General features: G+C 66.3%; 15 protein-coding genes and 1 pseudogene. 7 read left to right on the top strand and 9 right to left on the bottom strand.

The genetic code is table 11. The features are described from left to right. The first annotated feature begins 147 nt into the window (after window positions 1-147). Genes WS49_RS23390 through WS49_RS23375 form a run of 4 tightly spaced genes read left to right on the top strand, consistent with a single transcriptional unit; the run spans window position 148 to window position 2,722 of the window. Window positions 148-1,137: a DUF4123 domain-containing protein gene (locus tag WS49_RS23390; RefSeq protein WP_257127774.1), complete on the top strand. Its 990-nt coding sequence runs from the start codon at window positions 148-150 to the stop codon at window positions 1,135-1,137. Continuing rightward, complete coding sequence (locus WS49_RS23385; protein ID WP_257127773.1) at window positions 1,115-1,621, top strand: DUF3304 domain-containing protein; 507 nt, start codon at window positions 1,115-1,117, stop codon at window positions 1,619-1,621. The genes WS49_RS23390 and WS49_RS23385 overlap by 23 nt, the downstream gene beginning before the upstream one ends. A 17-nt stretch (window positions 1,622-1,638) precedes the next feature. Next, the gene (locus tag WS49_RS23380; RefSeq protein WP_059533718.1) at window positions 1,639-2,094 is read left to right on the top strand and encodes a DUF3304 domain-containing protein; all 456 of its coding nucleotides are present in this window, start codon (window positions 1,639-1,641) and stop codon (window positions 2,092-2,094) included. Window positions 2,095-2,113: 19 nt separating this feature from the next. After that, window positions 2,114-2,722: a hypothetical protein gene (locus WS49_RS23375; protein WP_059533717.1), complete on the top strand. Its 609-nt coding sequence runs from the start codon at window positions 2,114-2,116 to the stop codon at window positions 2,720-2,722. Window positions 2,723-2,771: 49 nt separating this feature from the next. Here the strand turns inward: WS49_RS23375 and WS49_RS23370 are convergent, their stop codons facing one another. Further along, window positions 2,772-2,972, bottom strand: a complete 201-nt coding sequence (locus WS49_RS23370) for a hypothetical protein (RefSeq protein WP_059533716.1) — start codon at window positions 2,970-2,972, stop codon at window positions 2,772-2,774. A 30-nt stretch (window positions 2,973-3,002) separates the two neighbouring features. Then, on the bottom strand, window positions 3,003-4,322 hold the full coding sequence (locus WS49_RS23365) for a DUF3422 family protein (protein WP_059533714.1): 1,320 nt from the start codon (window positions 4,320-4,322) through the stop codon (window positions 3,003-3,005). Window positions 4,323-4,483: 161 nt separating this feature from the next. On the opposite strand from WS49_RS23365, the gene WS49_RS23360 reads away from it, so the two are divergent. Continuing rightward, window positions 4,484-5,359, top strand: a complete 876-nt coding sequence (locus tag WS49_RS23360; RefSeq protein ID WP_044848057.1) for a LysR family transcriptional regulator — start codon at window positions 4,484-4,486, stop codon at window positions 5,357-5,359. Between the two features lie 30 nt (window positions 5,360-5,389). Here WS49_RS23360 and WS49_RS23355 read toward each other — a convergent pair whose 3' ends face one another. The 4 genes from WS49_RS23355 to WS49_RS23340 form a co-directional block, all read right to left on the bottom strand. Continuing rightward, a complete protein-coding gene (locus WS49_RS23355; protein ID WP_059533712.1) occupies window positions 5,390-5,956 on the bottom strand; it encodes a hypothetical protein in 567 nt (188 codons plus the stop codon). A 104-nt stretch (window positions 5,957-6,060) separates the two neighbouring features. Continuing rightward, the gene (locus tag WS49_RS23350) at window positions 6,061-6,441 is read right to left on the bottom strand and encodes a hypothetical protein (RefSeq protein ID WP_059533710.1); all 381 of its coding nucleotides are present in this window, start codon (window positions 6,439-6,441) and stop codon (window positions 6,061-6,063) included. 475 nt (window positions 6,442-6,916) lie between these two features. Continuing rightward, entirely contained in the window at window positions 6,917-7,507 is a 591-nt protein-coding gene (locus WS49_RS23345) for a class I SAM-dependent methyltransferase (RefSeq protein ID WP_059533708.1), read from the bottom strand. Window positions 7,508-7,729: 222 nt separating this feature from the next. Continuing rightward, a complete protein-coding gene (locus tag WS49_RS23340) occupies window positions 7,730-8,713 on the bottom strand; it encodes an aldo/keto reductase (RefSeq protein WP_059533706.1) in 984 nt (327 codons plus the stop codon). Window positions 8,714-8,833: 120 nt separating this feature from the next. Here WS49_RS23340 and WS49_RS23335 point away from each other — a divergent pair, with 120 nt between their 5' ends. Next, window positions 8,834-9,751: a LysR family transcriptional regulator gene (locus WS49_RS23335; protein ID WP_059533704.1), complete on the top strand. Its 918-nt coding sequence runs from the start codon at window positions 8,834-8,836 to the stop codon at window positions 9,749-9,751. A 22-nt stretch (window positions 9,752-9,773) separates the two neighbouring features. Here WS49_RS23335 and poxB read toward each other — a convergent pair whose 3' ends face one another. After that, window positions 9,774-11,495, bottom strand: a complete 1,722-nt coding sequence (gene poxB / locus WS49_RS23330; RefSeq protein ID WP_059533803.1) for a ubiquinone-dependent pyruvate dehydrogenase — start codon at window positions 11,493-11,495, stop codon at window positions 9,774-9,776. Between the two features lie 204 nt (window positions 11,496-11,699). Then, window positions 11,700-12,200 (bottom strand): Lrp/AsnC family transcriptional regulator, encoded by a 501-nt coding sequence (locus WS49_RS23325; RefSeq protein ID WP_059533702.1) that lies wholly within the window; start codon window positions 12,198-12,200, stop codon window positions 11,700-11,702. A gap of 191 nt (window positions 12,201-12,391) precedes the next feature. On the opposite strand from WS49_RS23325, the gene WS49_RS23320 reads away from it, so the two are divergent. Continuing rightward, window positions 12,392-13,408 carry a 1-aminocyclopropane-1-carboxylate deaminase gene (locus tag WS49_RS23320; RefSeq protein WP_059533699.1) on the top strand — a complete coding sequence of 339 codons (1,017 nt, stop codon included), beginning with the start codon at window positions 12,392-12,394 and terminating at the stop codon, window positions 13,406-13,408. A 21-nt stretch (window positions 13,409-13,429) separates the two neighbouring features. Here the strand turns inward: WS49_RS23320 and WS49_RS36430 are convergent. Then, window positions 13,430-13,701: pseudogene (locus WS49_RS36430) on the bottom strand (sel1 repeat family protein); the annotation flags it as partial. Window positions 13,702-13,844 lie beyond the last annotated feature (143 nt).

The raw sequence follows: 13,844 nt of genomic DNA, 5'->3' as shown, positions 1-13,844 counted from the left end.
CATCTGGATGCCTGCCCGAAGGCGTATGTTCGGAATGCCGCCGCAGCGCCGCGAAAATGAAGTCCGCACTGACACCCCGGACATGAACGACACTGCCTCCATGAAGCTGTTTCGCGATCTGGCGCGCGCGTTGCCGCTGCCGACGCAATGGCCACGCACGACCGCAGCGCAGCGCAGCGGCACGACGATCTACGCGACTGGCATTGCGCGCGGCAAGTCGAGCACGCGCGCCCGTTGCGCCTGATCGCGCTCGTCGACGGCGCGCTGGACGATACGATGCTCGACGCGGCCCGTGCGCGAAGCATCGCGTGGCAATCGCTGTATCCGGACACGATGCTCGAAGCGTCACGTCCCGAAATGGGACCGCTCCTGCTCGATCTGACGGAAGACGACGATGCATCGCGCGGGATGATGCTCGACCTGCTGAATGCAGGCGGCGAATCGGATCTCGTCGTGTGGCTCAAGACGAGTCACTCGGTGTCCGAACTCGCGGCTTATCTGCATCCGCTTGCCGAAGCCACGTTGCCCGATACGCGTCAGGCGTTGCTGCGCTATTACGACCCGTCGGTTCTTCAGAATCTCTTGCCGGTCCTTACGCCCGCGCAACGCGGCGAATTACTGACAGCGTTCGTCGAGTTGCGTTTTCGGTTCGATCCGTGGGAGGCCGTGGCGGGCGAGGAAAAAGGACCGCTACCCAAGCCCGCCGCGACGCCGATCGTGTTCACGGACGCGCAATACGACGCGCTCGCGCGGGAAGGCTTCGCGGAGACGCTCTATTTCCAGTTGCGCGACGAGTTCCTGCCGCCAGTGTCGGCAGTACCGGACCGCTGGGGCATTCGCTATGTGAAGGACCTGGTTGCACGGGCGCGGGAGCAGCATGGGCTCGCGAACGAGAACGATCTCGCGTATTTCGTGCTGGTCGGGATGAACGTGCATCCGGCGTTCGATGCGTATCCGGCGATCGCCGGGAAGATCGCGGCGCGCGGAGACGATCCACCGCCGTTGTCGTCCACGCTCGACGATGTCGACGCTCAAGTGTGGGCGGAACTGCTGGATGGGCATCCGCTGGCGGGTTACGCGGCGGAACGGCAACCGGCGGCGATGGCGGCGGAAGATGCGCGGCCAGATGCGGGTTGAACGGCGGGAGGCGGGGATGCTGAGTGGAATGCGTCGTGCAATTGCCGCAGGGATTACGATCGCAGGCAGCTTATGCTACGCACCGGCACACGCGGAGAGTGGCGGGCCCTATCGCGTCGTGGGCTTCAACTACACCGATCGCGGCGTCTACAATTTCGTCGTCGACGGATTCGGTGCAGGCAGCGTGCACGCCCGCCAATTCGGCGGCGGCGGCGGGACGGTCTGTTGCATGCAGATGCTGCGCAACAAGCAGACCTGGCACCTCAAGGTCACGTACGACCTGACTCCCGAAGAGAATGCGAAGAACCTGTCGCCGGAAATCTACGAGACGAACGTCACCGTCCCGAAGTTGCCGAACAAGCGCGACGGTTATATCGAGTTTCGTTTCCTGCCTGACCGCAAGATCGAAGCCCAATGGGTCGAGTACCCGACCGGTCTGCGCAACTTGAACACAACGAGCAACGCGTCGTCTGCGACGAACTGAATGACAGGAACATCGACATGCTGAATTTTCTTCGCCGCCTCGTTCGTAATCCGATCGCGATTGCCGTGCTGCTGCTCGGTGGTGCGTGGTGGGTACATGCGCAGACCGCGAGCTACGGCCCCTATCGCGTCGTGGGCTTCAACTACACCGATCGCGGCGTCTATAACTTCGTCGTCGACGGATTCGGTGCTGGCAGCGTGCACGCCCGCCAGTTCGGCGGCGGCGGCGGTACGGTCTGTTGCATGGAGGTGCCGCGCAACAAGAAGACCTGGCACCTCAAGGTCACGTACGACCTGACTCCTGAAGAGGATGCGAAGAACCTGTCGCCGGAAATCTACGAGACGGACATCGCCATCCCGAAGTTGCCGAACAAGCGCGACGGCTATATCGAGTTCCATTTCCTGCCTGACCGCAAGATCGAGGCCCAATGGGTCGAGTACCCGACGATGCCGCGCATGGGCGCCACCAACTAGCCGAGCGAGGAAAGCAGCCATGCTGCCGAAATCGACCGGCACGCTCGAGGCCAATTTCCTCGAACATCAAAAACTGTTCGTGTCCTGGGCACGTCACGTCCATGATCGTACGGCGCACGAAAGCGCCGGCAACAACCTGTTCATCAACACCGTCGACGCCGACGTCTACAACGCGATCTTCCCCAATGGCGGCGGTCTGCCAAATTACGAAGGCCGCGACTGGTACTACAAGAGCCAGGACCCGAACTCCAAGGTTCCGCAGTTCACGTTCGGCGAGCGCCGCACGGTCGACAACATCTCCGACAAGACGGTGCGTGCCCTGGCCACAGCCTGGGTGCATCCGCCGAAACTGTCCCCGGAAGTCATCGCGTTCTTCGACAACTTCGTTCACAACACGATCACGCGACTCAACAACGTGTCGCTTGGCGACGGCGTATTCATGCAGCTTCGCGAAATCGAGGAAAAAGGCTGGATGGCGCGCAAGACCGACACAGCAAAGGACTACGTGAAGAAGGTCATGGGCAACCTATCGAAGGACATCAAGGACGCGCAGGACGAGTACATCCGGCAAGTCACGTCGGGCCAGATCCCGCACGGTGCGTCGATCGGCGATCTCTCCGGCGACTGAACGGCACCCGGCGCACACGCGACCGGGTGCCGATCTCATTCAACCCGCGTCAGTTGTACCCGAGAATCGCCACCGCCGCGACATCCGGCCGATCGATCGTATTCCCGACGAGCGACGTCATCGGCTCCTGCAGCACGGCCTGATACGACGTCACATGCGCCTCCTCCGGCGCGCCGGCTTCGTCCCATACCGGCTCGTCGATTGCGTCGAGGCCACTGAAGAACCCGGGTTGCGTTTGCGTAAAAGTCATCTCCACTCCTTTTGATATGTCGTCGATGTTCTAATTTGCCTGTTTCAACGCCGCTGCCTGCACGGGTGCGCCGTCATGCGCGCCCTCCGACCGTGCAAGTTGCGCGCGCGTGCGCCGCGTGATGTGAATCACCGCGAACACGACCGGCGCGATCAGCAGGCCTTCCGCCAGTTCGGGATCGACCGGCAGGTTCATCACGTGCAGCGCCTTGAACGCCGCTGTCGCGAGCGACAGCACGTAGTACGAAATGGCTGCCACCGACAATCCTTCGACCGCGTGCTGCAGATGAAGCTGATTGCGCGCGGTGCGCTCCATGCCGGCCAGCAAGCGCGTCACGTCCTTTTCCTGCGCGAGATTCACGCGCGTGCGCAACAGGTCGACCGCGCGCGCGATCCGCGCGGCGATCTGCTCGTGACGCGCCCACACGCTGCGGCAGGTTTCCATTGCCGGCGCGAAGCGCCGCTCCATGAACTCGGCGATGGTCGGCATCCCTTCGATGCGCTCCTCGCGCAATTCGTGGATGCGCGCCAGCACGAGCTTTTCGTAGGCACGCGACGCGCTGAAGCGGCCGCCGGACCCCGACAGCGCCTCGACCCGCACCGCGAGATGCGTGAGCTTCACGAGCAGGGCCGCGTCGTCGCCGTCGGCGCCGCTCGCGTCCATCCGCTGCATCAGCGCATGCAGCGCCGCATGGATCTCGTCCAGCTCGCGGCTCATCCGTCGCGCGACCGGCAGCGCGAGCAGCGCCATCATCCGGTACGTCTCGATTTCATACAGGCGCTGCAGCAGTCGGCCGCCCTGCTCCTCGCGAAAATCCTCGTCGACGACGAGAAAGCGCATGAAGCCGTCGTCACGCACGTGCCAGTCGCAAAACACCTTGCCGCCGCCCAGCACGTTGCTGCCGACGAGCGCGGGCCCGTCGATCCAGCGGCGCATGTCACCGCACACGAGCCGCGCGGCATCGCCCGACAGCAACTCCATGCGCACCGCGACGAAGCGGATGCCCGCGAGCCGCGCGAACCACGCGGCAGGAATCCCTTCGATCGCGAGATCGTCGAAATAACCGGTGTCGCGACGCGGCGCGACGAACGTGAACGTCGAGAATTCGGTGTGTCGCTCCCACTTCAGATGCCAGCCGCACGGCGACTGCACCGCATGGTGGGTCGCGCCGTCCTGCGGCACGGCAATGCCGGTGTCGCGACACAGCGCGTGCAGCAGCGTTTCGTGGATGTCGGGCTGGCCGTCCGCGTAGATCGCGTAGTGCGTGAGCGATACAGCCTCGGCGAGCCGCAGGAACGGCCGGGCATGCAATTCCGCGGCCAGTGCGGCGCGCAACGGATGATCCATCATCGGTACACCACTCTTCCCTGTTCAACGCTGCGTGCCGGGCATGCCGGCGTGATGGCCGCACCGCATCGAACGACACGGCAGGCTCGATGCCACTATGGCAGACACACAGCGACAATAAAAACGCATAATGCTGATCGTTACATTCAGTTTTCCTGATACCGATGAAGATGCTCGATCACGACGTGCTGGCCACCGTCGTCGCCGTTGCGGAAACCGGCAACATGACCCGCGCCGCCGAAGCGGTGAACCGCTCGCAATCGGCCGTGAGCATGCAGATCAAGAGCCTCGAGGACGCGATCGGCCGGCCGCTGTTCGTGCGCAAGCCGCGCAGCATCGTGCTGACGCGCGAAGGCGAGGTGCTGCTGGGATTCGCCAGACGAATGCTGGCGCTGCGCGACGAGGCGTGGGCGGCCGTGGTGCGGCCGGAAGTGACGGGTAAGGTCGTGATCGGCGTGCCGGACGACTATGCGTCGTCGCTGCTGCCGTCGGTGCTGAAGAAGTTTTCGGCGACCTATCCGAAGGTCGAGATCCAGGTGATCGGCCTGCCGAGCAGCGCGCTCGCGCCGCTCCTGAAGGACGGCACCGTCGATCTCGTGTGCGGCACGCGCATCAAGGGGCTGTCCGGCGACTTCATCCGCCACGAGCCGATGGCGTGGGCCGCGATGACGAACGGGCCGCGCGTATGGGAAGAACGGCCGCTGCCGATCGCGGTGTTCATGCCGGGCAGCGTCGCGCGCGAGAACGCGATCCGCAGCCTCGAACGCGCGAAGCTGCCGTTTCGCACGTCCTATGAAAGCCCGAGCCTGCTCGGGCTGCTCAGCATGGTCGAGGCCGGGCTCGCGGTCGCGCCGCTCGCGCGCTGCGCGATTCCCGCGCAATTGTCGATGCTCGGCCGCTCGCACGGGCTGCCCGATCTGCCGCCGCTCGAGCTGATCCTCGCGCGCAGCACGAAATCGAAGCGCCCGCCGTGCGACTTTCTCGCGGAACAACTGATGGAAGACCTGCAGCGGCAAACCGGCCAGACCGGCGACGCCTGAACCGCGGCCGGGCGCACGCCGCCTGCGCCGTCACGAACCGCCAGGCCGTGGATGGCCGGCCGCGAGCAGCGCCGCGTTGACGATGCCCGCTACCGTGTCGACGAGCGCCTCCAGCGTGTCGCCATGCACATGCCGGCCGGCCGGCGGAATGCATTCGGTACGCCGGCCGCCCCACTGCGACCCGGCCGTCACCGACAGCGTCGCACCGAACCGGTTGCCGTGCCGCCGGCCGAAGATGCCGACGCGCTGCTCGCCCAGATACGCCTGCTCCGGAAGAAACAGCCGAATGTCGACCGCAACCTGGTCCGGATCGCCGGCGCGCGCAATCGCATCGGCCGACGGCGCGAACGTCTTCGCGATGCGCAACGTCACGTGCGAATCCCAGGCGGCCAGCGGCCCGCCGGCCGCGTCGACACGTTCGAGGTCGACCGACCACTGATGGCGGTCCGGCAGCCGGATCGCCTGACGCAGCAGCACGTCCGCCGCGCGCACGGTCACCCGCAACTGCAAGGCCAGCTGCGTGCCCGACGGCAACGTCGCCACGCGCACGCGGCCGCTTGCCGGACGCGTGGTCTGCACTTCTTCCATGAGGTGCATGGATTCCTCCCTGTCAAGGGCCGGCGCCGCGTGCGACGCGGCGCACAAACGCTCGCCGCGACCGACCGCCCACGGCACGATGGCCGGCGAATCGGCGGCGAACTCTACGGTACGAGCAATCGGCGTTCCCCGGCCGGACGATCCTGCGTCGCCACGCGCAGACGGCGGGCAACGGGACCGATCACGGCATCGACCTGCTGCGCGATCAGCATGTGCAGCGTGAAGTCGAGATCCTCCGGCGCGATGTCGAATTCCACATGGATCACGTCGCGCACGGTACGCGCGCTGACCACATACACGCCGAGCGGGGAATGCAGCAACGCCGCGAGCCGGGCGTGCGCGAGGGCGCCGGTGTCGGCCGTCAGCGTGACGGGCAACCGCAGGCGCGGGCGCGGCGGCGGAAACGGGATGACGGTCGTGCGCGCGCCGGCGCCCAGCTGGCGGCCGGCGATGTCGTATTCGGGTACGGGATGGATGAAGGTCATGGCGCGGACGGAGGGCGTCCTGGCTGTTGGACACATCCCGAGCTTAGAAGGCGCCGCATCAATACCGTGCAAAAAAACGGCTTTGCAGTGAAAAAAACGGCATGCCCGAACAGCGGCGCATACCGGCCGGGTTGCGCTGCGTGCGCCCCGTCAACGCTGACAGGACAATCGCCGACGATCCGCCGATACACTGGTGCCACCGTGACGTCCGGCGTCCTCGATGCCGGACGGCGCTTTCATGGCACGCACGCTCGGCCGCTTCCGGTTGGCCCGCCTGCATCGCACGCATTTCGCCCCGTTCCCGATCCGATGGAGTCCCGCTTGAACCCCTGGCGCCCCACGCAAGCTCGTGCTGCTCGTCGCGTATCTGGTGTTGTCGGCTGGATTGAGCGCGGCCGTCGCGCGCGGCTACGCGACGCCGCTCGAGCGCGTCATCCGCAGGGTCGATGAAAGGAAGCGCGCCACGATGCGGGCATCACGCCACCTGTCCGATGGCGGCCCGGCGCATCGTGACGATGCGCGCAGGCGGAATATTTGCCCACACGATCCGGCTGGCGTCGGCAACAAATGCCGGATCGCGCAGCGGGTGACGCTCGGGCACGCGCAAATCGTAGGTGAACTGGATCATCACGCCGTCGACCGACAGCACGCGCTCGCACTGCCCGACGATCGCCGTCACGTCCTCGCGCGGCAGCGTGCGCAGCGGCAGGCAGGACACGATCGCATCGACCGCCGCGTCGGGCGGCAGCAGCCGCTCGAGCTGCCGCGCGTCGCCCGACACGATGGCGATGCCGGGAAAGCGGCGTCGCAGGTGCTGCACGAACGCCGGCGACCGCTCGACCACGACGAGACGCCGTGGCGCGACGCCGCGTTCGAGCAACGCGGCGGTGATCGCGCCGGTGCCGCCGCCGAGCTCGACGACGAGTCCGTCGCCGTCCGGCACCGCATCGGCCATCTCGCGCGCCAGATGCCGCGAACTCGGGCACAACGCGCCCACCGCGGCCGGGCGGCCGACCCACTCGCGCACGAACAGTGCCGAGACACGCAACGCGTTCGGCCAGGTCATCGGCCGACCTTGCGCGGTTGCGCGTTCGGCTTCGACGTGCCAATGACTGCCTGCAACAGGGCTACGACGACACGGGGTTCTTTCACGTGCATCCTCCTGAGGAATCGGTTCGCCGCGCTCGCGCGGCGATCAATCGATTCTAGGAAATGCAAACTTAAGGCGACGTGAAGATTGTCCCTGATTGCGTCGCCGATGCGGGCCGTGCAACCGACGGCGGCCCGATCAGCGGTCGACGCGCTGCTGAAACTGCGCGGGATACCGCTCGCCGACGATCGTGATCTGCCGCAGCGCCGTCTCGATCGCCGACAATTCGTCGGTCGTCAGCACCACCGCGGCCGCGCCGATGTTTTCGTCAAGCCGATGCAGCTTCGTCGTGCCCGGAATCGGCACGATCCACGGCTTGCGGGCCAGCAGCCACGCGAGCGCGATCTGCGCGCGCGTCACGCCCTTGTCGGCCGCGATCCGGCCGAGCAGGTCGACGAGGCCCGCGTTGGCCCTGCGGTTTTCTTCCGAGAAGCGCGGCACGAGATTGCGGAAGTCGGTCGCATCGAACGTCGTGTTCGCGTCGATCGCCCCCGTCAGGAAACCCTTGCCGAGCGGGCTGAACGCCACGAAGCCGATGCCGAGCTCCTCGAGCGTCGGCAGGATGCGTTCCTCCGGCTCGCGCCACCACAGCGAATATTCGCTTTGCAGCGCCGCGACGGGCTGCACCGCGTGCGCGCGGCGAATCGTCTGCTCACCGGCTTCCGACAGCCCGAAGTGCGCGACCTTGCCTTCGCCGATCAGGTCCTTGACGGTGCCCGCGACATCCTCGATCGGCACGTTCGGATCGACGCGATGCTGATAAAGCAGATCGATGCGGTCGACCTTCAGCCGCTTGAGCGCTGCATCGGTCACCGCGCGAATGGTCGACGGCCGGCTGTCGACGCCCTTCATCGGCTCGCCGTTCTCGAAACCGAACTTGGTGGCGATCACGACCTGGTCGCGAAACGGCGCCACCGCCTCGCCCACCAGTTCCTCGTTGACGAACGGACCGTACGCTTCGGCCGTATCGAAGAAGGTCACGCCGCGTTCGAACGCCGTGCGAATCAGCGCGATACCGCTCGCCTTGTCGGTGGCCGGACCGTAGGCGTAGCTCAATCCCATGCAGCCGAGCCCGATTGCCGAGACTTCGAGGCCGCTCTTGCCAAGCATGCGCTTTTGCATGAATTTCTCCTGCTGAAAGGTAAAGACGATCGACGGGATGCCGAGGAAGCGAGTGTAGGTTGATGGATACGCCTCAACAATCGGCGTACCATTTCATGCGTTATTGAGGAAATTTCATCAATGCTGCGCACCGGCCTCGGCGAACTCACGACCTTCATCACGATCGCGGAACAGCGCAGCTTCAGCGGCGCGGCCCGCATCCTCGGCGTGTCGCCGTCGGCGCTGAGCCACGCGATCCGCCATCTCGAGGCGCGGCTCGGCGTGCGCCTGTTCAACCGCACGACCCGCTCGGTCGCGCTGACCGAGGCCGGCGAACAGTTGCTGCTGCGCGTGCGGCCCGCCGTCGCCGATCTCGAGGACGCGATGAACGACGCCGCGACCGCCCGCAACCGGCCGTCCGGCCAGATCCGGATCAGCGCGTCGGAATCCGCGTCCCGCCCGCTGATCCGGCACGTGCTGCCCGGCTTCGTCGCGCGCTATCCGGACATTCATGTGGAGTTCGTCGTCGATTCGCGGATGATCGACATCGTCGAACACGGCTTCGACGCGGGTATCCGCGTGCGCGAGGACGTGCCGCGCGACATGATCGCCGTGCGGTTCGGCGATGCGGTCCGCTTGGTCGCGGTGGCGTCGCCCGACTACCTGGCGCGACACCCGGCGCCGGATACGCCGCAGGACCTCACGCGCCACCGGTGCATCCGGTTCCGCTTCGAAAGCGGCGCGCTCTATCGATGGGACCTGACGCGCGACGGCAAGCGCGTGAGCGTCGACGTCGACGGGCCGATGACGCTCGGCAACCTGAGCCTGATGGTCGACGCGGCGCTCGCCGGCATCGGCATCGCGTGGGTCACGCACGCGCGCGTCGCCGACCATCTGGCCGACGGCCGGCTCGTGCGCGTGTTGCCCGAATGGGAGCAGACGTTCGACAGCCTGTGCCTCTACTATCCGGCGAACCGGCATCCGCCGGCGGCATTGCGGTTGTTCGTAGAGGCGGTGCGTGAATGGACGGATGCAGCGGGCAACACGTCGGACAACTGATGGTTCGCCCCGCCCGGCCGCCTCACCGCAGGTTGGTCCGCGCGAGCTCGACGATCTCGTCGCCGCGCCCGCTCAGGATCGCGCGCAGCATGAACAGGCTGAAGCCCTTCGCATGCGCGACCTCGATCTTCGGCGGCATCGCCAGTTCGTACTTCGACGTGACGACGTCGACCACCGCCGGCCCGTCGTGCGCGAACGCCGTGCGCAGCGCATGCTCGACGTTCTCCGAATGCTCGACACGCACGCTGAAGATCCCCGCGCCCTTCGCGATCGCCGCGAAGTCGGTCGGGCTCAGGTCGACGTTCGTGTCGAGATAGCCGGCCGCCTTCAGCTCCATCGACACGAAGCCGAGCAGGCTGTTGTTGTAGACGACGATCTTGATCGGCAGGTTGAGCTGGCGCGCGGTCAAGAGATCGCCGAGCAGCATCGACAGCCCGCCGTCGCCCGACAGCGACACGACCTGCCGGCCCGGATGCGCGCCCTGCGCGCCGAGCGCCTGCGGCATCGCGTTCGCCATCGAGCCGTGGTTGAACGAGCCGTGCAGTTGGCGCTTGCCGTTCATCGTCAGGTAGCGCGCGGCCCACAGCGTCGGCGTGCCGACGTCGGCCGTGAAGATCGCGTCGTCGGCCGCGACGTCGTCGACGATCTTCGTCAGGTATTGCGGATGAATCGCGCGGCCCGGCGGCTCGGCCACGGCGAGATCGTCGAGCCCCTTGCGCGCGGCCGCATAGTGCTTCAGCGCATTCTCGAGGAAGCGCCGCTGCGTCTTGCGCGTGAGGCGCGGCAGCAGCGCCGCGACCGTTTCCTTCACGGTGCCGACGAGCCCGAGCGCGAGCGGCGCGCGATGGCCGAGCTGCGAGCCCTTCCAGTCGATCTGCACGATCTTCGCATGCGTCGGATAAAACGGCCGGTACGGGAAGTCCGTGCCGAGCATCAGCAGCGTGTCGCACGACTCCATCGCGTGATAGCCCGAGCTGAAGCCGATCAACCCCGTCATCCCGACGTCGAACGGGTTGTCCCATTCGACGAACTGCTTGCCGCGCAGCGCATGCACGACCGGCGCGCCGAGCGTGTCGGCCAGCGCGACCACCTCGTCGTGCGCGCCCTGCGTGCCGCTGCCGCACAGCAGCGTGACCGCGTCCGACGCATCGAGCAGCGCCGCGAGCCGGTCGAGATCGGCGTCGGCCGGCAGGATCGACGGCGGCGCCGAGTCGCTCCACGCCGGCAGCTCGTCCGGGCCGTCGCCGAGCGCGATGTCGCCCGGCAGCACGATCACCGCGACGCCGCGTTCCTCGATCGCGGTGCGCATCGCGCGCGCGAGCACGCGCGGGAACTGCGATGCGTTGGTCACGAGTTCCGCGAAATGACTGCACTCGCGGAACAGTTCCTGCGGATGGGTTTCCTGGAAATAGCCGAGGCCGATCTCGGTCGATGGAATGTGCGCGGCGATCGCGAGCACCGGCTGGTGATTGCGGTGGCAATCGTAGAGGCCGTTGATCAGGTGCAGGTTGCCGGGGCCGCAGCTGCCCGCGCAGACCGCAAGCCGTCCGGTCGACGCGGCATCCGCGCCGGCCGCGAACGCCGCACTTTCCTCGTGCCGCGTATGCATCCAGCGGATCGAACCGATCTGGCTCAGGCTGAACGACAGCCCGTTCAGGCTGTCGCCCGTCACGCCCCAGATGCGCTCGATGCCCGCTGCCGCCAGCGTCTTCGCCAGGTATTCCGCCATCGTCTGTCTAGCCATCATGCCCTCGCTCGTTGATCGGTCGTCACACGATATTCGGCCACGGCAGCCGCCGTCGCCGCCGACGGGACGAGCATACGCGATCGTGCCGCGCGGCGTCGTGACGACGCGGGCGTCATGCGCGGCGACGCGGCCAGGTGCGCTCCTCTTCGGTTGACGCATGCCGTTCAACGCAGCGTGCGCGGCCGACCACATCGCGATGCGCTACACCGGCAGCGCATGCGTCGACAGAATCTCCTTCAACACCATGAACGAGCGCACCTGCCGCACACCGGGCAGGTACAGCAATTGTTCCGCGTGCAAGCGATTGAAGCTCTCGTTGTCGCGCGTGCGCACCAGCATGAAGTAGTCGAATTCGCCGGTCACCACGTGACATTCGACACATCCCGACACCTTCTGCGCGGCCTTCTCGAACTCGGCGAACGCCTCCGGCGTCGAACGATCGAGCACGAAGCCGATCACCACCAGCATCCCGGCGCCCAGCGGCTTCGGGTCGAGCAGCGCCACGATGCCGCGAATCAACCCCATCTCCTTCAACCGCTCGACGCGCCGCAGGCACGCCGGCGCGCTCAGCTTCACCTTCGCGGCGAGGCTCACGTTCGAGATCGACGCGTCCTGCTGCAACTGCCGCAGGATCGCGCGGTCGATGCGGTCGAGCACCGGCGCCGTTTCGGCCGGCACTGCGCTTCCACGATCTAATTTCATTGCGTCTCCCGTACTTTTTGCGAATCGAAATTAACTATCTTGTCGTCATTTCATCGATAACGTAGGTCGCCAGTACTTATTTCGCAAGCTCATTTCGCGGGGTCCTGCCTATCATTTTTCCATCGGGACACGGCGTGCCGGCCGCACCCGACCGACTCGAATTCCCGCCCACCGCCTTTCGGAGCTTGCCGATGAACCTGCAACGTTTCCCCCGTTATCCGCTCACGTTCGGCCCGACCCCGATCCAGCCGCTCAAGCGCCTGAGCGCGCACCTCGGCGGCAAGGTCGAGCTATATGCGAAGCGCGAGGACTGCAACAGCGGCCTCGCTTTCGGCGGCAACAAGACGCGCAAGCTCGAATACCTCGTCCCCGACGCGCTCGCGCAAGGCGCCGACACGCTCGTGTCGATCGGCGGCGTGCAGTCGAACCAGACCCGCCAGGTCGCGGCCGTCGCCGCGCATCTCGGGATGAAGTGCGTGCTCGTGCAGGAGCACTGGGTCAACTACGAGGATCCGGTGTACGACCGCGTCGGGAACATCCAGCTGTCGCGGATGATGGGCGCCGACGTGCGGCTCGTCGCCGACGGCTTCGACATCGGCATTCGCCGCAGCTGGGAAGAAGCGATGGAAAGCGTGCGGCAGGCGGGCGGCAAGCCGTATCCGATTCCTGCCGGGTGTTCCGAGCATCCGCTCGGCGGGCTCGGGTTCGTCGGCTTCGCGGAAGAAGTACGCGAGCAGGAAGCGCAACTCGGCTTCAAGTTCGATTACGTCGTGGTCTGCTCGGTCACGGGCAGCACGCAGGCGGGGATGGTGGTCGGCTTCGCGGCCGACGGACGCGCGGACCGCGTGATCGGCATCGACGCGTCGGCGACGCCCGAGCGCACGCACGAACAGATCACGCGCATCGCCCGGCACACGGCCGAGCTGGTCGGGCTGGGGCGCGATATCGACGAGCGGGACGTGGTGCTCGACACGCGCTATGCCGGGCCCGAATACGGACTGCCGAACGACGGCACGCTGGAGGCGATTCGTCTGTGTGCGCGGCTGGAAGGCGTGCTGACCGATCCCGTCTATGAAGGCAAATCGATGCACGGGATGATCGACAAGGTGCGGCGCGGGGAATTCGAGCCGGGGTCGAAGGTGCTGTACGCGCACCTTGGCGGAGTGCCGGCGTTGAGCGCGTATAGCGGGATTTTTCGGGAAGGTTGATCTCGCGTTGCGGCAGACCGGCGACGCATGCGCGACGTCGGCGCCGCGGAAATAACGCAAGGCGGGGGTCGCAGGCGGCCTTCGACGGCTGCTTCAACGAAACGATGCGCGGATCCGTCGCCGTCGTCGGAATCGCCCTTTTTTGATAGGAAACCTGATCGTCAGGGCGATCGGAACACCCGGTGTCATTGCAGATCCGCACCAAGTTGCCGGTGACGGACGCATCACGCGCATACGGCCAACAGCAACAGCACCGGCGCCAGCAAACGACGAACCGTCGTTTCTTCTCCCACGATCCATTTGCGCCGCACTGCTTCGCGCCATCTTGTCGCGAGCGCGTACCCGGCTTGCGCGCGGCGGGGCGAATACAATTCACCCACGCCGACACGCAGTCCAAGGCTCTCTCAGGCTCTCTTCGAATCGTTCAGTCACGCGC

It is taken from the genome of Burkholderia sp. RF7-non_BP4 (assembly GCF_001521935.1).
GTDB lineage: Bacteria > Pseudomonadota > Gammaproteobacteria > Burkholderiales > Burkholderiaceae > Burkholderia > Burkholderia diffusa.
Note: the sequence above shows the minus strand (reverse complement) of the source record. Positions and strands in the feature narration are given on the sequence as shown.